This window comes from Nonomuraea sp. NPDC050643, assembly GCF_040654715.1.
In the GTDB taxonomy this organism is placed as follows: Bacteria; Actinomycetota; Actinomycetes; order Streptosporangiales; family Streptosporangiaceae; genus Nonomuraea.
This window is the reverse complement of record NZ_JBFAIM010000046.1, coordinates 1-17715: the sequence shown is the minus strand read 5'-3', so window position 1 is coordinate 17715 and position 17715 is coordinate 1. Positions and strand designations below refer to the sequence as shown.

Below are 17715 nucleotides of genomic sequence, written 5' to 3'. Positions count from 1 at the left end.
TGGCTTGTCGTCAGGCGGCGTCGAGGGCTGCGGTGATCTTGCGGATCATGTCGGTCACGGTGGGGCGGGGCTGGGCCTGGTGGGTGCGGGCGGCTGCTTCGATGGCGACGATGACCGTGCTGCGGAAGTTGGCGGCCTCTGCCGGAGCCTGCTGCTTGAGCAGGCTCATGGCCGCCGTCAGGGCCGGCAGCACGTGGTCGGCGAGTTCGGCTACGGACTTGCCGTCCAGGTTGATGTCCTTGATCTTTTCGGCGAGCACGTGCCCGACCAGGCCGGTCGCGGAGCCCAGGGCGATGGAGCCGTCGGTGGCGGCCCGGTGAGGCCTGCCGGTGGCATCAGCGGCGACCATCAGCGAGACGGCGCCGTGAGCGGCGGTGTGCAGGGTGATCTTGTCCTGGTGGGACAGGGTGATGGACATGATGATGTGCTCCTTTGGATCGGTTAGGACATGCAGGTGAACGGACGGATGACGGCTTCAGCAACCGAGAGGCCCTTGTTCGGGCGCCACCGGGAAGACGGGCGGAAACGGGCCGCAGGCGGGCACGGCGGCGGGAGGCGACCGCGCCCGTCATGGGTTCGCGCTCAGGCGTCCCAGGTGACCGGCAGGCTCTTGACGCCGTAGATGTCGGCTGTCTCGGGGCGCAGGGCGACTTGTTCGGCGGGTACGGCCAGTCGTAGCGTGGGGAAGCGGTTGAGCAGGGCGGGGAGGGCGACGCGCATCTCGACGCGGGCCAGTTGCTGGCCCAGGCACTGGTGGGCGCCGTGGCCGAAGGCCAGATGCCCACCGTCCTGGCGCTGGATGTCGAGCAGGTGGGGGTCGGTGAAGCGCTCGGGGTCGCGGTTGGCGGTGTTGTAGGACAGGAACACCATGGTGCCGGCCTTGATGGTGTGGCCGCCCAGCTCGACGTCCTCCAGCGCCGTTCGGTAGAAGGTCTTGGCGACGCTCAGGTAGCGCATCAGCTCCTCCACGGCCGGTTCGGTGAGGGTGGGGTCGGCGCGCAGCGCGGCCAGTTGCTCGGGGTTCTGCAGCAGGGCGAAGGTGCCCAGGGCGAGCATGTTGGCGGTGGTGTCGAGGCCGGCCGCCAGCAGGATCAGGCTCATCCCCCTCAGCTCCTCGTCGCTCAGGTCGCTGTCGGTCAGGTCGCTGAGCAGGTCGTCGGTGGGGTTCGCGCGTTTGGCCGCCACCAGTTCGGCCAGGTAGGTCTGGGTGGCGGTGTAGGCCGCGATGAGGTCCTCCTCGTTGCTCTCTCTGTCGAGGAAGGTGTCGATCTGGTCCTGGAAGCGGCCCCGATCCTCGTACGGCACGCCGAGCAGCTCGCAGATCATGATGGCGGGGATGGGTTTGGCGAATGCGGTCACCAGCTCGGCCGGCGGCCCGGCCTGCTCCATCGCGTCCAGGTGCTCGGCGGTGACCTGCTCGACCCGCTCGGTGAGCAGCCGCATCCGCCGCACGGTGAATCTGCCCACCAGCGGCTTGCGGTAGCGGCCGTGCTGCGGGGCGTCCATGAGCAGGAACTCGCCCGGCGGCGCCGGCGGCACCTCGATGTCGCCGAAGTCGATCAGCGGATGATGGCGCATGAGCTCTTTACGCGAGCTGAACCGCGCATCGGCCAGCACCGACCGGACCAGATCGAAGCCGGTGACCATCCAGCCCTGATGCCCGTCGGCGAAGGGCAAGCGGCTGATCGGGCCGTGCTCTCGAGCCTCGATCAGCTCAGCCGGCGGGTCGAAGGGACAGCCCGGCTGACGCGCGATCGGATACGTGGTGAGGGTGTGGAGAGAGTCGGTCATGACCTTCCTTATCTCGCGTGAGTACGTGTTCGCTGCAGTTCCCAAGCTGCGTTGTATGGGGGAATGACCGTCACCCGGCCGGGAGGGTGTGTCCCTCCTCCGGCGAAGGCCGCCGCCTGAGCGATCGTCAGTCTTCGATCGCCGGTCTTCAGCGAGGGTTCCCCCGGTGGTCGAGGGCGGCGACCTCGCGGACCGCGTCGGCGACGGCACGGAAGTCCTTTCTCAGGATGTTGCCGTGGTTGCTGGGCACCTTCGCGCTGATCTTGATGTTCGGGTTGCGCTTGACCACCTGAGGGAGGGCGGCCCGCAGGCGTTCCTGCTCATCACCCTTGCTTCCGAGGGACGACCCTGACGCGACCACGTACCGGGCCGGGACGGTGATGTTGTCCAGCACGGGGCCCAGCTCTCGCACGCGGGCGATCCGGCCGAGCTCGATGTTGCTGTCGGCGATCTGTTCGGCGCTCATCCGCGGGGTCAGGCCCGTCGGGCGCAGCAGCGGCAGAAGCGGACTCATCCGCCGGAACAGCTTGCGGATCCGCTGCTCGATCGCCTCGGTCAGCCAGTCGTAGGGCTGCGCGCCTTCGACCAGGATCGCACCCACGGTACGGGCGGGATTGCGACTGGCCCAGTGCGCCGCGACGAACGCCCCATAGGACCAGCCCACCACCAGCGCCCGCTCCACAGCCCTGGCCACCAGAACGGTATCGACATCGCGGACGTTCGTCTCGAAGGAATAGTCCGCCGAACGCTTCGACTTGCCGCGCGCCCGCATGTCGTAGGTGATGTGCCGCCACCCCGCCCCCAGGTCGGCGATGACGTGCCGCCAGTACCCCTGCGTGGCGGTATGGCCATTGAGGTAGAGCACGGGAATGCCGGGACCGCCGGTGTCGGTGACGGCCAACGCCGTATCGTCCACCGGCAGCATGCCGGTCCACTTCGTACTGGTCATGATTCCTCGTCTCTGTCTTCGTTGTCTTGTGGGTTCGCCGGAGTGGTCGGAGTCCGCCGGGCAGAGACCGGGAGCACCATGTCACCGGTGTTGGTGCGTGCGCGCATCTCGACCGGGCCGTCGGCGGCGCCCAGCTCGTTGCGCACGCTGCCGGCCCATGGCATTCGCATGGCGTTCGCGTCGCGCCTGGCCGGCGGTGCCCTCGCGGCTTCCGGCGCAGGCGTGGAGGAACACCTCTCCTGGATGGTGCCCGAGGCGGTCTTCGCGGTGAGCGCGCCGTGCGCACGCTCGACGACGATGTCGCCGCTGGGCGAGTTCACCCGGCAGGTCGCCGGTGGCCTCGCCCATTCGGGTATCCGCCGCAGTTCATCGATGGCCCCGCAAAGCGCCGATTGCGCGGACGCGGAACTCTCCGCTGCCGGGTGGCAGATATCGACGGGCCGCGCCGACGAACGGGCCGAGGCACCGACCGAGACGGTCAAGGACGTCATCTATCCCGCGGCGCCCGGCGGCTACAAGACGCTGCCACACGAGAAGAGGCCAAGAGATCTTCGTGCCGGCAGCACCAGCAGCGCGCGTTCAATGCCTCCTCCGCCAACCACCACCGCAGGGGCTTGATTCAGATCATCGAGGTGCTGGAGTTCGGGTCGGCCCACACCGTGCGTGCGCCGATGATGCGGGCGCCGGCGCTGATCAAGCGGTATGAGGCCGGGTCGACGGGTGTTACTTCTCGGCCGTGCCGGGCTGCCCGCTGATGGACTCCTGATAGACGTCCGCGAAGGTGCGCGAGTCCTTGACCAGGCCGTCGGCGAAGGCCGCGACGTCGGTACCGATGAGTTCCAGGACTCCCTTGCCGGCCGCGACGCCCTCCTCGAAGAAATCGACGATCCCTGGCAGCAGGGACCCGTCAACCAAGTCGACCGGTCCGACCTTGAAGAAGTACCTCTGCATCTCCTTGTAGACGATCTGGTAGTCCGGCGGGAGCGCCTTGATGCGCGCCATGTGCGCCCGCCACTGCTTCTTGCCCTCGATGATGTCCTGGATTCCCACGTCAGCCTCCCATCCGATCCAATTTCCTTGCGACGTTCCTGTTCAACTGCTCGCGCCACCGGTCGCGATAGCTTCGAGCCCCTTCTCCGCCGGCCAGCGCCGCGCAGAAGCCCCCGATGTCGTCACCCAGCACCTCATGAATGCTCCGCCCATCGGCCGCCGTCTCTTCGAGCAGCCCCAGAGCGTTGTCGAGAATCGGCATCAGGTTTCGACCGGTGAAGTCCGCGCGGAGAGAAAGATGGCCCTTGATCTGTTCCCACGCCGCCCGGTAGCCGGCCGGCAATGCCTCGGCCCGGGCTTCGAACGCCTTCCATTCCCTGGTGAGATCGCTGCCGGTAATGGTCTCCCAGAAGTTCATCTCCCGCCCTCCTTGAGCTTGTCGATCCGTGAAGTGATGTACTCCCATTTCGCCCAGAACATCGCGAGTTCTTCGCGGCCCGCGTCGTTGAGCGCATAGAACTTGCGCGGCGGGCCCTGCCCGGACGGTCGTCTCGTCACCTGGACGAGCCCGTTCTTCTCCAGCCGCAGCAAGATGGTGTAGACCGTCCCCTCGACGACGTCGGCGAAGCCCAGTTCGTTCAGCCGACGCGTGATGGCGTACCCGTAGGTCTCCTCGCTGCCGATGATTTCCAGCACGCAGCCCTCAAGCGTGCCCTTCAGCATCTCCGTCAGGTCGTCCATCGTGGGTCCTCTTCGATCTCCCGGTACTCGGTAGCACCGAGTACAGCTATAAAGTAGCACAAGGTAGTGAACCAATGTCCAGCAAGCGGCGAACACAATCCACGGAAGCGATTCGAACGCCTCCAGCCGCGCCGACGGCGACGGCGACCTGGACCTCGACCTGGACGGCGCGTCGTCCGCGACCCGCCGACGATCCCGACCTGGTCCAAATGTGGGAGGCCGCTCACGCCGGAGCGCGGCGCGACCTGGTGGCCTCACTGGTGCAGTTGCCGGCGCTCACCCGCCGCCGCGACGTGGCTGCCCGACGGCGTCGCCACGATGATCGGCAAGCACGCCGGGCCCGACCAGGCTGTGGATGCTCACCGAGCGCCAGCTCGACGACGCAGCAGGCGGGCGCGACTGGGAGCGCGAGCCGACGCTGTCCGACGCGTCGCTCCGCCTGCGCCGCCTCTCCTGTCTCGGTGGCCGACGAGCAACTGCCCCCTCCACCGACGGGCGGTCGTATCCGGGAACGGGTTCGCCCGCCGTGACAGCGCCCCGCCAAGGCCTCCACGCCCAGTTCCAGGTCCGACGTGGCCGGCGTCTCCTCGATCGTGCCCGCGGCCACCTCATCGGCCGCCAAGATGATCGCGTTGCTCGCCGCGAACGCGTCCACCGCCGCCACGCACTGATCGACCTTTACGGCCGTGGCCGCATCCAGGTCCTGAGCCTGCCAGCGCCCGCCGGTCCCGGCCCAAGCCACATGTCATCACGCTGGTGACGGAAGGGTGCCGCCCCTTGGTCTTGCCGGTGGGAACGACCAGCTTGCGCGCGATGTCCGGCACCCCTGCCGGTCAAGGTCAAGGGCGGCGTATGGCTGCCAGCTAGCGTGCAGACCACTTCGCGCATTCGTGCAGACGACTTCGGAAACTGACACGGGTTCTCGCGTGTGGGGGCGTCATGCTACGGCTTTCCGGAGCGTTGGCAGGAGCGCCGGCCGGCAGTGAGTCGTGCCTCCAGCCCGTCGAGAAGAGTGCTCAGGCCGAATTCGAAGGTGGGTTCGGCTGGCTGTGCGGTGGTGGCCTCCAGCGAGGGCATGGTGCGGGCGCGCAGCCGGGGAAACTGCTGGGCGATCTCGGTGATGTGCGCGATGGTCTCACGCAGTTGCTGCTCCTCGTCCGCACCCGCGCGGCGTAGCCCTGCCCGCCAGGCTGACTCGGCGGCCTCGCCCTGGGCAGCGCCGATGACGAACATCAAGACCATGGCCGCGGCCTGGTCGGCGTCCTGACCGGCGAAGCCGGCGTCTTCGTAGACGGCCAGGCAGTGCTCGTCGTAGCGAGCCTTGCAGGGGCCGTAGATGAGATGCGTGCTCATGGCCGGTATCAGCCAGAAGTGCCGGACGATCATCGCGTGGGCGCCACGGGCGAGCGTTGCCGCCGCCTCCCGCCAGCCGACTGCGCCCAGGTCCGGCAGCTCGATCTCACCGAAGACGTGATCGGCGGCGAGGACTACCAGCTTGTCCTTGCTCTTCACGTGGTGGTACATCGCCGTGGCCGCTGAGCCGAGCTGAGCTCCAAGCCGTCGCAGGTTCAGGCCGTTCACGCCTTCGGCGTCCAGCACCTCGACGGCGGCCCGGACGATCTGCTCCTGGGTCAGCGTGTTACGCGGCATGAACCGCAGGATACCGAGCGGCTTGCACAACGTTCGACTCCACTTGCACTTTGTTCAACTACTACGCATGATTGCACTTAGTTCAAAATCGATGCGAGGAGAAGCCGTGATTACCCATGTTCCCGACTCCGCCACGCGCCGCCCGTCCAGCGTCGCCCTCGCCGCGACGCTGCAACTGCTGACCGTCGTTCCCTTTCTGCTCGGTACCTTCGTCGTGCTCGTGTACGGGGCAGAGGCTCAGGCAGCAGCAGAGACAGAGGTTACGCGGCAGGGGCTGCCGGCCACTGTCCTGGCCCAGCACGGCATCACCTTCGCGGGCAGCGAGACGCTGGCCATCGTGCTCGTCCTGATCCTGGTCGCCCTGGCGTCGCTCAACCTGGCAGGCAAGAGGGCGGGCCGAATCCTGTCCTGGATCTTCCAGCCCATCCTGTTCGCCATGGGGGCCGTCATCATCCCAGGACAGCTTTTCACCACCCAACTCCTGACGTCCTCCTTCAAGGACTCAGGCGACTCCATGCTGACGCGCATCGACGTGCAGGCCCTGGTCGGCGCAGCCACGGACGTCATGCCTGGCTGGCTGTCCTCCGTGAACATCGCCAAGCTCGCCTTGACCACTGTGGGCTCGGCCCTCGTAGTCATCCTGCTCGCGCTCCCCTCGGCGAGAGCGCATTTCCGTAAGTCCTAGCAAGATCACCCGACGATCAGGCGCACCTTGACCTACTTGGCCATGTGCGACGTCCCGAGCGCAGCGCCCTCGACGTATAAGGGGGTCGCCGTATCATCCGCCGGAGCACCCAACCAGCCCGCGCGCTTCCAGCCAGGCGGTAAGGATCTGGCCCAAGTCGGCGTGGACGGGCGGCAGGCGGATCTTGCCCATTCGGGCAGCGCGCCCTACACACCACACGGCGCCCGTAAATGGGGCGTAGCGGCGTTCGTGTCGGCGCATGACCTTTGTGTGCAGGTATGCCTTTAACTTCGCCGCGATTTGGAGCCGTTGAACATGACTGTTCTCACGGTAGATATCCGTTTCGATCATGCCCGGGCGATCGTCCAGCTGACCGGCGCCCTGGACATTACCTCCACGGAGGTGCTGCACGAGGCGATCGAGGCGGTGCTGGTCGGACGGCCCAACGCGATCGAAATCGATATGGCCGACCTGAGGTTCTGCGACTCCTGCGGGCTGCGGGTGCTTCTGCAAGCGCAACGTCGCACCGGCAGCGCGGGTGCCGCCCTTCATCTCAGCCACGTGGCATGGCCCGTTGCCGCGGGTCCTCACCATCACCCAGCCGGATGAGGCCTTCACCATCGATGCCTGGCCGTCGGCGCGTTGACCGCCGGGCGGTCAGTGGTCGTGGCGCGGCCATGCTGCCTGCGGGCTTGCTCGGTCCTGGCCGTTACTGACACACCTCGGTCGGCTCTGCACCGCATCATGGCCTGTGGCCGCGTTGACGGCCGTCCCGCTGTCGTCGTCAGGGGATCGCGCCGGGGCTGGCCAGGCCGGTCAGGCGGCACAACGCGGCGAACCCGTCCTGGCAGCCGGGCCAATACCGGCGCAGCGTCTCCAGCCCGGCCCAGCGCACCACCGAGCGCGCAACACCGCGGTCACCTGTCCAGGCCGGCAGCACCACGCCAGGGCGAGGGATGCCTGATCAACGGAGTGGCTGCTGTCGTTCTTGCCAGCGCTGCAGCAGGGTGGGGATCTCTTTGAGCATAAATTGGTAGAAGTCGCGCATCTGCGTCAGCCGTCGATGGGCGGGGTCGCTGGCCGTGGTGGTGTCGATGCCGGTCTCGGCGGCGGCGAGCATGAGTCGGACGACGGTGTTCTGGCTGGTGAACAGGGTGGCCCAGGCGTCGTCGCGGAGGCGGTAGTGCTCGCGGCGGCTGCCGGGGGCGGGCAGGCGTTCGATCAGGCCGACCGACAGCAGGGATTTGACCGAGCCGGAGACCGAGCCGGCGCTGACGCCGAGCCGGTCGGCGATCTCGCCCATGGTGACCGTCTCGGCGTCGGTGAACAAGAACACCGCCAGCGTCCGGGCGGCCATGCGCTGCAGTCCGCCCTCGGTCAGGGTCAGGGCCAGCCGTTCGGCCGCCTGCCACTGCTCGTCTGTGTCGTTCACCCGCCACCTCCTAGGCGATCAGGATAGCGAACCTCAGAAGTGTTCAGAAACTTCTGAAGATTCGCTATATTGCTTACATCGGCTCCGTTCCGGAGATGCGATGGTGTGCCGGGAAGCCTGGTCGGCGACGTGAGTTCCTCACGTGCCGACGAGGAGATGACCCCGATGACCTTGCTCAGCCGCCTGTTCGGCGTACGTCCCGCCATCCGGCACCCGGTGCGTATACGGCGCGACGTCGAGATCCCGGCCGCCGACGGAGCGCCCCTGCTGGCTACTCACTACTACCCGGCCGACGTGGACCGGCCGCCGCTGGTGCTGCTGCGCAGCCCCTACGGCCGGGGCAACGCGCTCGATCAGCTGCCGAAGCTGCTGGCCGAGCGCGGCTACCAGGTGCTGTATCAGAGCCTGCGCGGCACGGCCGGCTCCGGCGGCCGCTTCGACGGCTTCACCATCGACCCCGCCGACGCCGACGGCACGCTGAGCTGGCTGCGCGCCCAGCCGTGGTTCGGCGGTGTGCTGGCCACCTGGGGAGCCAGCTACCTGGGCTTCGTCCAGTGGGAGCTGGCCGCCCGGCACGTCCCGGAGTGGAAGATCGCGCTGATCCAGGACGCGCCGTCGGCCTTCGCCGAGCACTTCATGTACCCGGGCGGCGCGTTCGCGCTGGGCAACGCGCTGGGCTGGGTCCAGCTCGTGGACACCATGTTCAGCGGCGACTTCTCCCTGCCCCGGCAGATGCTGGCCACCTTCACCGCCGGCCGCAGGCTGCGCCGCGCCACCCTCACCCTTCCGCTGGAGCAGGCCGATCGGGCGCTCACCGGGCACCGGGTGAGCTGGTTTCAGGAGTGGATCGGCAACGGCCCCGGCCAGGCGTACTGGGAGCGCATGGACCACCGCGCCAACACCGGGCGGATGCCGCCCCGGGTGCACCTGCAGGGCGGCTGGTACGACTTCTTCCTGCCCAGCATGCTGGCCGACCACGCGCGCCTGCTGGCCGCCGGGCGCGAGGTGCGACTGCTGATCGGACCGTGGGGACACGGCCGCGGACTGTACACCCGCGAGGGCATGCAGGCCGCGCTGGCCGCCCTGGACGCGACCATGAACGGCGACGCCGCACCCACCACCGGGGTGCGGGCGTTCGTCACCGGCGCCAACCGTTGGCGCGACCTGCCCGCCTGGCCGCCCGCACACCAGCCCACCAGCTGGTATCTGCACCCGGGCGGGCGGCTGAGCCGTGCGGAACCCGAACGTGAGGCGGGCCCCAGCCGATACCGCTACGACCCCGAAGACCCGACCCCCACAGTGGGCGGGACGGCGGTGAGCAGATCCGCGGGCCCGAAGGACAACCGCGCCATCGAAGCCAGAGCGGACGTGCTCACCTTCACCACCGCGCCCTTGATCGAGGACGTCGAGGTGATCGGCCCGGTACGGGTCCGCCTGCACGCCCGATCCTCCCTTCCCGACGTCGACTACTTCGCCCGCCTGTGTGAGGTGAGCCCGCGTGGCCGCTCGCTCAACCTGTGCGACGGCATCGTCCGGTTGGACCAGCCCGGCGACATCCGCGCCGACGGTATCCGCGCGGTCGACATCGAGCTGTGGCCGCTGGCCCACCGCTTCGTCCACGGCCACCGGATCCGGCTGCAGGTCTCCAGCGGCGCTCACCCCCGCTACGACCGTAACCCGGGCACCGGCCAACCCCTGGCCACTGGGCGTGAGCTGCGCGCGTCAGAGCACGAGATCTTCCACGACCCGGAACACCCGTCAGCCCTCTGGCTGCCCCTCATTCCAGGAGTGTCATGAAACTGCTCGTTCTCGGCGGCACCCACCACGTGGGCCGCGCCCTCGTCGAAACGGCGCTGGAGCGCGGGGACGAGGTGAGCACGCTCAACCGCGGCCTCAGCCGCCCACCCGCTCCCGGCGTCCGGGCGCTCGTCGCTGACCGCACCGACACCGCGGCGTTCACCGCCGCGCTCGCCGGAAAGGAGTGGGACGCCGTCATCGACACCTGGGCCTGGGCGCCACGCGTCGTCCGTGACAGCGCCCGCCTGCTGGCCGGCCGCACTGGGCACTATGGCTACGTCTCCAGCCGCGGTGTGCACCGCTGGCCGTGGCCGGCGGGCGCGGACGAGAGCGCGCCGCTCGTGGACGGCGACCCCGGCAGCGCCGATGACGCCGACTACGCCGCCGCCAAGCGCGGTGGTGAGCTGGCCGTCATCGAGTCTTTCGGCGAGCGGGCGCTGCTGGCCAGGGCCGGGATGATCCTGGGACCGTATGAGGACGTCGGGCGCATCCCGTGGTGGCTGCGCCGCCTGGAGAAAGGCGGCCGAGTGCTGGCTCCCGGCCCGGCGGACGCGGTGGTGCAGTACATCGACGTCCGCGACATGGCCGTCTGGATGCTGCAGTGCGCCGAACGCCGGCTCGGCGGCGCCTACACGGTGACCGGCCGCCCCGGCGCGGCCACGATTGGGCAATTGCTCCAGACGGCGCTGGAGGTGACCGGCTTCGACGCCGAGCTGGTGTGGGTGAGCGAGGAACTGCTGCGCCGTGAGGGCGTGTGGCTGGGCATGGAGTTCGGGCTGCGCTTCCCGCACGACCCGGCGCCGACCGGAATGAACGACGCAGACGTACATGCCGCCTTCGCCGCCGGGCTGACCACCCGGCCGCTGCGCGGCACGCTCGCCGACACCTGGGCCTGGCTGCAGGCCGAAGGCGACCCCGCCCCGCGCCCGGACGCCCCCTCACCCGGCACCTGGCTCGACCCCGTCGCCGAACGGCGCGTCCTCGACCAGCTCTAACCCCCTACCGGCTTCAGCAAGGAACTTCTATGCGCGCCATCATCATCGGAGCCGGCATCGCCGGCCTGGCCGCCGCCCTGCGGCTGTCCCAGATCGGCTGGGACAGCCTCATCATCGAACGCGCCCCCACCCGCCGCAGCGGCGGCTACGGCGTCACCTTCGGCGGCCTCGGCTACGACGCCGCCGAACGCATGGGCATCCTGCCCGACCTCCAGCAGCGGGCCTTCATCACCGAAGAGCTCGTCTACCACAAGCCAGGCGGCCAGCGGCGCTTCACCCTCACCGGCGAGATCATCGCCGCGACCATGGGCCCCCGCTCGATGAACATCCTGCGCGGCGACATCGAGACCGTCCTGTACGAGCAGGTGCGCGACAGCGCCGAGATCCGTTTCGGCACCACCATCACCGCCGTCGACCAGGACACCCGCGCCGTGCACGTCACCCTCAGCGACGGCGCCGTGGAGCACGCCGACCTGCTGATCGGTGCCGACGGCCTGCACTCGGCCACCCGCGCCCTGGTCTTCGGGCCTGAGGAGGACTACCTGCTCGACCTGGAGCACATGGTCGCCGTCTACATGCTCGACCAGCGCCCGGACGCGATCGCGCCCGGCACCACCGGCACCCTGTCCTCGCGCGGCCGCACGGTCGCGGTCATCAGCGTCGGCGACGGCCGCACGGTCGCCTTCTTCGGCTACCGTACCGAAGCCGGCACCGGCACCCGCGCTGACGACCCCGCCACGGTGCTGCCCCAGGTCTACGGCGACCTCGGCTGGATCATCCCCGAGGTCCTGGCGGGCATGGCGAGGACCGACTCGGTCTACTTCGACACCATCAGCCAGGTCGTGGCCCCCACCTGGAGCCGCGGCCGCGTGGTGCTGCTCGGCGACGCAGCCTGGTGCGTCACCCTGTTCGCCGGCTACGGCTCCGCCCTGGCCGTCGGCGGCGCCGACCGGCTCGGCACCGAGCTGGAACGCCACCCCGGCGACCTCGGCGCCGCCCTGGCCGCCTGGGAGACGGTGCTACGGCCGGAGGTGGAGGCGAAGCAGAAACTCGGCCGCCGGGTCAAAGGCGTCTACGCCCCCGCCAACCCGCTGCTGCTGTGGCTGACCCAGCTGCCGCTGCGCCTGGCCGCACTGCCGCCGGTGCGCCGGTACATGACCCGACGCTTCATCAAGGGCTGAATCGCCTGAACCGCCGCCCGGCGGATGCCGCAGAGGTCGGGCCTCGGCTCAGTGGCGGTCGGCAGGCGACGGCAGGTGCGGCGGCTGCCATCGCCAGGTGGCGTTGCCGTCGGCGGTGATGCCCTTGCGCCACAGTGGTGCGGGCATCAGCCGGATCATGGTCACTAGTGCCCGGTAGGAGGCCGCCGACGTGGTGCGGCGGCCGTCGGCGCGGGCGCCCCGGGCGGTGGCCTGGGTACGCGGGCGGCGCTCGGCGTCGTAGCGGCGCAGCGCCGCCTCGACCGTGAACGCCCCGGCGGGCTCCCCGGGTTCGGCGGTGAGAGCGGCGACGAGCACGACCGCGTCCTCGAGGGACTGCCCGGCGCCCTGACCGCGATCAGGACTCATCGCGTGCGCGGCGTCGCCGAGCAGCGCCACCCGGCCGTGGACGTAGGTGGGCAGCGGGTCCAGGTCGCAGATGTCGATGTGGATCACCGCCTGCTCCGGGGTGGCTTCGATCAGCGCTGGGATCGGCTCGTGCCAGGAGGCGAGGCGGCGGGCCGCCTCACTCTTCTCCTTCGGGTAGCGGACGCCGGCCTTCTCGGCGGTGGTGACGTAGGCCCAGTAGGCGCGGCCGCGGCTGATCGGATGAATCAGGAAGTAGCCGCCGGAGCCCATGGTGACGCTGCCGGACAGCCCGTCGGCGTCCGCAAAGGCGCCGGTGCCGGTGCCGGCTTCGGTGTCGGCGATGCCGCGCCAGGCGGTGCGGCCCAGGAAACGCGGCGGCGGCGCGTCCGGCCACAGCAGCCGGCGCACCGTGCTGCGGATGCCGTCCGCGCCGATCAGCAGGTCGGCGCCGACCTCACCGCCGCTCCACGTCACCGTCACCGCGCCGGCGTCGTGCTGGATGCCGGTGACCTCCGCGCCGGTGCGCACCCATCCGGCGGGCACCGCCTCCAGCAGCACCCGGTGCAGGTCCGCACGGTGAAAGGCGAGCAGGGGCGTCGGGTCGCCGGGGCGGGCGCGCTGCAGGTAGCGGCCGTCCGGCAGGCGCAGGTTGCCGGCCGAATAGGTGGGCACCCCGGCCGCGCGCGCCTGCTCGCCCACGCCGAGCTCGGCCAGCGCGCGCATGGCGTTCGGGGCCTGGGACATGCCGGCGCCGATCTCGCCGAGTTCAGTCGCCCGCTCCAGCACGATGGCCTGCCAGCCGATCCGGTGCAGGGCCACGGCGGTGATCAGTCCGCCGATGCCGCCGCCGACCACGATCGCCGTTCCGGTGGTGTCTCCTCATTATCAAGATCGCCGGCGGGCTCGTCGCCAGTGTGGTCGCCTGCGGGGCCTGCGTTGGCGGGGTTGGCGGGGTCGGGGTGCAGGGGCGGCGCGCCCTTGAACACGCCTGCCATCCATTCGAAGGTGGCGTGCGCCTGGCGGATCCGCGCGGCCCTCCCATCCTCCGGGCCGACCAGGGCCAGGCCGTCGCGGGTGATGTCGAGGAAGGAGGTGATGCCGGCGATCTGCTGGCGGGCCACCACCGCCCAGGCGTCCTCGGCCATCCGGTAGTAGAGCGTCCGCTCGCCCGGCCTCGTGCGCCAGGTCAGAAACCCCATGCCGGTCAGCAGCCGCAGGTTGGAGGTCAGCGAGGCGCGGCTGGCCCCGATCGCCTCGCTGATCTGCCCCGCCGACTGCTCCGGCGGATCGCACACCATCAGCCAGCCCAGCACCCGCCCGGCGATCGGCGGCACCCCGTCGCGGGCCAGATACATGGCCACCCGCTCCACCCACTCCAGCAACGGCTCCTGCTCGGTCACGCCGGATCACCCTCCTCTTGCAGTTGTTTCAGTATGAGCTAAAGTCGCTGTATCAGGATACGCCCCGGCCGGGGCGTGCTGTGGGAGAGCCGGGAAGTCTGGTCGGCCCGCGACGATCCGTCGCGGAGACACAGGAGGACTTTCCCGATGTCATCTCGCACCCTTCGTTCGTTATCGCTGCTCGGTAGCGGCATCGCCGCCGGTGTGCTGGTGCCGGTGCTGCTGTGGGCCGACGGCGCCACCCGGCCCGGCTACAGCCTGTGGCACCACGGCGCCAGCCAGCTCGGCACCGGCGAGCGCGCCTGGCTGCAGACGATCAACTTCGTGCTCGGCGGGCTGCTGCTGGCCGCCTTCGCCGCCGGAGTCCGGAGAGCCCTGCGATCCGGGCACGGCGCGACCTGGGGGCCTATCCTGCTCGCGGCCACGGCGGCGGGACTGGTCGTGGCCGGGCTGGTGCCCACCGATCCCGCGCTCGGCTACCCGCCCGGCCAGTCCAATCCTGGGCAGCCGCACATCGTCACCGCCTCCGGCGTCGTCCACCAGGTGGCCGGCTTCGGTCTGTTCGCCGGACTCAGCGCCGCCGCGTACGTGCTGGCCGGCCGCCTGGGCCAGACGAGCCGCCGCTGGGCCGTCTACTCCCGGCTGTCCGGGACGCTCATCATCGTCTTCGCCTTCGCCGCCGGCATCGCCTACCGCCTGGACACCCAAGGCATCTGGCGACCGGCCCCCGCGGGCCTGCTCGAACACCTGTCCCTGTTGACCGGATTCTGCTGGCTGATCGCGGTGGGCGTGTACCTGCTCCGCCGCCACGCCGGCGGCCGCCTCACGAGCGCCCCTTCTCCGGCGGCGCACGACACCGACGCTCGCAGATGACCACGGTCACACCTGTCGCGCGCGCCTGGCCTCGCCGTCGCCGCCCGCACACGGTGGTGAGGGAAGTGTGCTCTGAGCTTCCCCTCGTAACGTGGAGACCGAACCAAGAGAGGTTTGGTCGTGGCAGGAACCACGAGGCGGCGCTTTGATCCGGAGTTCCGGGCTGGGGCGGTGCGTATCGTCAAGGAGACCGGCAAACCCGTCGCGCACATCGCGCGGGACCTGGGTATCAACGAGTACACGCTGTACAACTGGGTGCAGATGGACCGGCACGCAACGGGGCAGGTCGGGCGGGACGGAAACGGAGGCGGCAAGCTGAAGGAGTCGGAGCAGGAGGAGCTGGCGCGGCTGCGGCGGGAGAAGACCGAGCTGGTCCAGCAGCACGCCAAAGAGAAGGCCGCTTGGGAGCAGGAGCGCGCGGAGTTGGAGGACGAGCGTGATGTCCTCAAACGATCCGTGGTCCTATGGGTCAAGGACTCGCTGAACCGATAACCGTGGTGGAGTTCATCGAGTCCCAGAGGGCCGAGTTTGGTGTTCCCCACAAGATTTGCTTTCGTGCGCTGGGCGTATCGTCCTCGTGGTTCTACAAGTGGAAGAACCGCAGGCCAACGGCTCGTCAAGAGCGGCGCGCCCATCTGGATGAGGAGATCAAGCGGCACTTTGCCGCCTCTGGCGGCACCTACGGGTCGCCGCGCATCGCCCAGGACCTGAAGGCCGAGGGCTGGAAGCTGTCGGAGAACACTGTGGCCAAGCGGATGGCCGAACTCGGCTTGGCCGGCCGCAGGCCGAAGAAGCCGCGTTCGCTGACCCGGCAGGGCAAGCGGCCGGCCGCGCCGGATCTGGTACGCCGGAAGTTCGACGCGGTCGCTCCGGACGTGCTGTGGTGCGGCGATGTGACGCAGATCGACACTGATGAGGGCAAGTTGTACCTGGCCACGGTCGAGGACCTGTTCTCGCGCCGGCTACTCGGCTACGCCATGTCCGAACACCATGACGCGGCGCTGACGGTCGCATCGCTGCAGATGGCCGTGGTCACGCGTGGTGGTGACGTGGACGGGGTGATCTTCCACTCCGATCGCGGCTCGGAATATACAGCTGCCCGTTACCAGGCAGAATGCCGCAAGCATGGGGTAGTGCAGTCGATGGGCCGGGTCGGGTGCGCGCTCGACAAACGCCGCCTCGGAGGCGTTCAACAGCACCCTAAAGGTCGAGTTCGTGCATCGGCACCGCTTCCGTACCCGGGGTGAGGCCCGCCTGAAGATCGCGACCTGGATCGCGGACTTTTACAACATCAAGCGCAGGCACAGTGCCAACGACGGGCTGCCACCTGTCACATTCGAGCGTCACATGATCGAGAAGAGGCAAGCATCAACGGTCCTGCTGAGGACCGCTGTGGCATAGGACCGTCTCCACACTTTGAGGGGATTGACACCCTGGACCGCGACGGCGGACGGCCGCCACTGGTGACGCATTGGGGCGGCATCAGCCTGGCCCGGGACATCACCCCACGGCCCCTCAACGACAACCCGCCACGCATCTGGAACAGCCACCGGTCCGAGCTGATCCAACGGCTCACCGCCGAGGTCTGTGAATTATGCGGTTCCACGGAGCAGGTCGAGGTGCACCACATCCGGGCACTCAAAGACCTTAACCCCAAGGGGCGGAAGCACCAACCCGACTGGGTCACGCGCATGGCATCTCGCCGCCGCAAGACCCTCGTCGTCTGCCGCGTATGCCATGAGGACATCCACGCCGGACGTCCCACACGCACACCACGATGAGCGCTGGAGAGCCAGCTGCTACGGAAAGCGGGCACGGCTGGTTCGGAGGGGGGCCGTCGGAAAAGGACCAGGTCAACTGGCACCTCGTCGGCGGCCTACCCTACTGCACGCCGGGTTCGGCGGGCGGGTCAGGGAAACGGACTGATCGCAAGTCCAGCACCGCGCCCTGACCCGACCCAACCCCGCCGCCATCCGGTGTGCAGGAAACTGCACACACTGGCGCCACTGATCGTTCCATTACTCCTCGAGGGCTGAGTTCAGGCGAACTGAAGGGTTCTCAGGATGAACTCGTGGGTTCTCATGCTTATGCCATCGCCGGCGGCGTACCGCATCGCTGTGACGATTGCCTCAGTCGAACAGAGTTGTCTGGTCAGTGATCGCAACCTTGCGTATCTGGTCTGCGGTCATTCCGGCAACCCCGCGAAGATCCGCGCCGCTGAGGTCGGCGCCGGTAAGGATCGCGTCGGCAAGGCTCGCGTCTCGAAGACGTGCACGTACCAGGCTGGCTCCGGCCAGGTTGGCGGCGCTCAGCGACGCAGCCGTAAGGTCGACTCCACTCAGGTCGGCCCCATGCAGATCTGCCCTGGTGAGGTTGCTGTAGGCGAGATTGGAACCGCGGAAATCGGCGGCGATCAGGGAGGCGCCAACCAGACTGACCGCACGTAGATCCGCGTTGGGGAAACTCACACCGCCAAGTTGAGCGATGCGCCCTATCGTGGCGCCCAATCGGGCGGCGACTTGCAGGGCGGCCCGGACATCGGCTGCTAGTGGGGTGTTCGGCTTCTCGAAATTGATCTTTTCGCAGGAGCTCGGATCGATCGCGCAATAGTCCCGGATGCGAACAAGGTCCACGAGGACGTTCTTGATCGTCTCTCGATCTCGTTCCGAGTCCAAGGCCAGTCGTTCTAGGGCGTATATGCCGCCAAGTCGCACCTCGACTGAGGATGACCCGAGTTGGTCCACAGCCTTGGGCTAATTCCATCCTGAAATCGCAGGTCATGCCCCTTGTCTGAGTTTGTTTGGCGGTGTTCGGGTAGGTGGTGACGCCTGATCATGGTGGGTG

22 protein-coding genes are annotated in these 17715 nt (G+C 68.8%); 11 read left to right on the top strand and 11 right to left on the bottom strand.

Features of this window, described 5'->3' with window-relative positions:
• Positions 1-10 precede the first annotated feature (10 nt).
• The 3 genes from AB0I15_RS43070 to AB0I15_RS43060 all read right to left on the bottom strand — a co-directional run bounded on the left by AB0I15_RS43070 (position 11) and on the right by AB0I15_RS43060 (position 2716).
• A complete protein-coding gene (locus AB0I15_RS43070) occupies positions 11-418 on the bottom strand; it encodes a hypothetical protein (RefSeq protein WP_358109662.1) in 408 nt (135 codons plus the stop codon).
• Positions 419-582: 164 nt separating this feature from the next.
• The gene (locus tag AB0I15_RS43065) at positions 583-1791 is read right to left on the bottom strand and encodes a cytochrome P450 (protein ID WP_358109659.1); all 1209 of its coding nucleotides are present in this window, start codon (positions 1789-1791) and stop codon (positions 583-585) included.
• 148 nt (positions 1792-1939) lie between these two features.
• A complete protein-coding gene (locus AB0I15_RS43060; RefSeq protein ID WP_358109656.1) occupies positions 1940-2716 on the bottom strand; it encodes an alpha/beta hydrolase in 777 nt (258 codons plus the stop codon).
• Positions 2717-2827: 111 nt separating this feature from the next.
• On the opposite strand from AB0I15_RS43060, the gene AB0I15_RS43055 reads away from it, so the two are divergent.
• Positions 2828-3358, top strand: coding sequence for a hypothetical protein (locus AB0I15_RS43055; RefSeq protein ID WP_358109653.1), 531 nt, complete (start codon positions 2828-2830; stop codon positions 3356-3358).
• 105 nt (positions 3359-3463) lie between these two features.
• Here the strand turns inward: AB0I15_RS43055 and AB0I15_RS43050 are convergent, their stop codons facing one another.
• The 4 genes from AB0I15_RS43050 to AB0I15_RS43035 all read right to left on the bottom strand — a co-directional run bounded on the left by AB0I15_RS43050 (position 3464) and on the right by AB0I15_RS43035 (position 6151).
• The gene (locus AB0I15_RS43050) at positions 3464-3790 is read right to left on the bottom strand and encodes a DUF1048 domain-containing protein (RefSeq protein WP_358109650.1); all 327 of its coding nucleotides are present in this window, start codon (positions 3788-3790) and stop codon (positions 3464-3466) included.
• Between the two features lies 1 nt (position 3791).
• The gene (locus AB0I15_RS43045) at positions 3792-4148 is read right to left on the bottom strand and encodes a DUF1048 domain-containing protein (RefSeq protein WP_358109647.1); all 357 of its coding nucleotides are present in this window, start codon (positions 4146-4148) and stop codon (positions 3792-3794) included.
• The gene (locus AB0I15_RS43040) at positions 4145-4471 is read right to left on the bottom strand and encodes a PadR family transcriptional regulator (protein ID WP_358109644.1); all 327 of its coding nucleotides are present in this window, start codon (positions 4469-4471) and stop codon (positions 4145-4147) included. The genes AB0I15_RS43045 and AB0I15_RS43040 overlap by 4 nt, the downstream gene beginning before the upstream one ends.
• 942 nt (positions 4472-5413) lie before the next feature.
• Positions 5414-6151: a TetR/AcrR family transcriptional regulator C-terminal domain-containing protein gene (locus AB0I15_RS43035; RefSeq protein WP_358109641.1), complete on the bottom strand. Its 738-nt coding sequence runs from the start codon at positions 6149-6151 to the stop codon at positions 5414-5416.
• Positions 6152-6227: 76 nt separating this feature from the next.
• Between AB0I15_RS43035 and AB0I15_RS43030 the strand changes: the two genes are divergently transcribed.
• Both AB0I15_RS43030 and AB0I15_RS43025 read left to right on the top strand, forming a co-directional pair.
• Positions 6228-6806 carry a hypothetical protein gene (locus tag AB0I15_RS43030; protein WP_358109639.1) on the top strand — a complete coding sequence of 193 codons (579 nt, stop codon included), beginning with the start codon at positions 6228-6230 and terminating at the stop codon, positions 6804-6806.
• Positions 6807-7121: 315 nt separating this feature from the next.
• Positions 7122-7415, top strand: a complete 294-nt coding sequence (locus AB0I15_RS43025) for an STAS domain-containing protein (RefSeq protein ID WP_358109636.1) — start codon at positions 7122-7124, stop codon at positions 7413-7415.
• Positions 7416-7770: 355 nt separating this feature from the next.
• Here the strand turns inward: AB0I15_RS43025 and AB0I15_RS43020 are convergent, their stop codons facing one another.
• Positions 7771-8238: a helix-turn-helix domain-containing protein gene (locus AB0I15_RS43020; protein WP_358109634.1), complete on the bottom strand. Its 468-nt coding sequence runs from the start codon at positions 8236-8238 to the stop codon at positions 7771-7773.
• Positions 8239-8454: 216 nt separating this feature from the next.
• Here AB0I15_RS43020 and AB0I15_RS43015 point away from each other — a divergent pair, with 216 nt between their 5' ends.
• The 3 genes from AB0I15_RS43015 to AB0I15_RS43005 are packed head-to-tail and all read left to right on the top strand — an operon-like array spanning position 8455 to position 12211.
• Positions 8455-10035: a CocE/NonD family hydrolase gene (locus AB0I15_RS43015; RefSeq protein ID WP_358109631.1), complete on the top strand. Its 1581-nt coding sequence runs from the start codon at positions 8455-8457 to the stop codon at positions 10033-10035.
• A complete protein-coding gene (locus AB0I15_RS43010; protein ID WP_358109628.1) occupies positions 10032-11030 on the top strand; it encodes an NAD-dependent epimerase/dehydratase family protein in 999 nt (332 codons plus the stop codon). The genes AB0I15_RS43015 and AB0I15_RS43010 overlap by 4 nt, the downstream gene beginning before the upstream one ends.
• A gap of 29 nt (positions 11031-11059) precedes the next feature.
• Positions 11060-12211 carry an FAD-dependent monooxygenase gene (locus AB0I15_RS43005; protein WP_358109625.1) on the top strand — a complete coding sequence of 384 codons (1152 nt, stop codon included), beginning with the start codon at positions 11060-11062 and terminating at the stop codon, positions 12209-12211.
• 48 nt (positions 12212-12259) lie between these two features.
• Here AB0I15_RS43005 and AB0I15_RS43000 read toward each other — a convergent pair whose 3' ends face one another.
• Both AB0I15_RS43000 and AB0I15_RS42995 read right to left on the bottom strand, forming a co-directional pair.
• Positions 12260-13453, bottom strand: a complete 1194-nt coding sequence (locus AB0I15_RS43000; protein ID WP_358109622.1) for an FAD-dependent monooxygenase — start codon at positions 13451-13453, stop codon at positions 12260-12262.
• Positions 13426-13998 (bottom strand): transcriptional regulator, encoded by a 573-nt coding sequence (locus tag AB0I15_RS42995; protein ID WP_358109619.1) that lies wholly within the window; start codon positions 13996-13998, stop codon positions 13426-13428. Before AB0I15_RS42995 ends, AB0I15_RS43000 begins: the two co-directional genes overlap by 28 nt.
• A gap of 147 nt (positions 13999-14145) precedes the next feature.
• On the opposite strand from AB0I15_RS42995, the gene AB0I15_RS42990 reads away from it, so the two are divergent.
• From AB0I15_RS42990 to AB0I15_RS42970, 5 genes are all read left to right on the top strand, one after another.
• Complete coding sequence (locus tag AB0I15_RS42990) at positions 14146-14871, top strand: DUF998 domain-containing protein (RefSeq protein WP_358109616.1); 726 nt, start codon at positions 14146-14148, stop codon at positions 14869-14871.
• Positions 14872-14991: 120 nt separating this feature from the next.
• Positions 14992-15363, top strand: coding sequence for a transposase (locus AB0I15_RS42985; protein WP_358109613.1), 372 nt, complete (start codon positions 14992-14994; stop codon positions 15361-15363).
• A 5-nt stretch (positions 15364-15368) separates the two neighbouring features.
• Entirely contained in the window at positions 15369-16118 is a 750-nt protein-coding gene (locus tag AB0I15_RS42980; RefSeq protein ID WP_358109610.1) for an IS3 family transposase, read from the top strand.
• A complete protein-coding gene (locus tag AB0I15_RS42975) occupies positions 16087-16272 on the top strand; it encodes a hypothetical protein (protein ID WP_358109607.1) in 186 nt (61 codons plus the stop codon). The genes AB0I15_RS42980 and AB0I15_RS42975 overlap by 32 nt, the downstream gene beginning before the upstream one ends.
• 62 nt (positions 16273-16334) lie before the next feature.
• A complete protein-coding gene (locus AB0I15_RS42970) occupies positions 16335-16652 on the top strand; it encodes a hypothetical protein (RefSeq protein WP_358109604.1) in 318 nt (105 codons plus the stop codon).
• Positions 16653-17000: 348 nt separating this feature from the next.
• Here AB0I15_RS42970 and AB0I15_RS42965 read toward each other — a convergent pair whose 3' ends face one another.
• Positions 17001-17504 (bottom strand): pentapeptide repeat-containing protein, encoded by a 504-nt coding sequence (locus AB0I15_RS42965; RefSeq protein ID WP_358109601.1) that lies wholly within the window; start codon positions 17502-17504, stop codon positions 17001-17003.
• Positions 17505-17715: the final 211 nt, after the last annotated feature.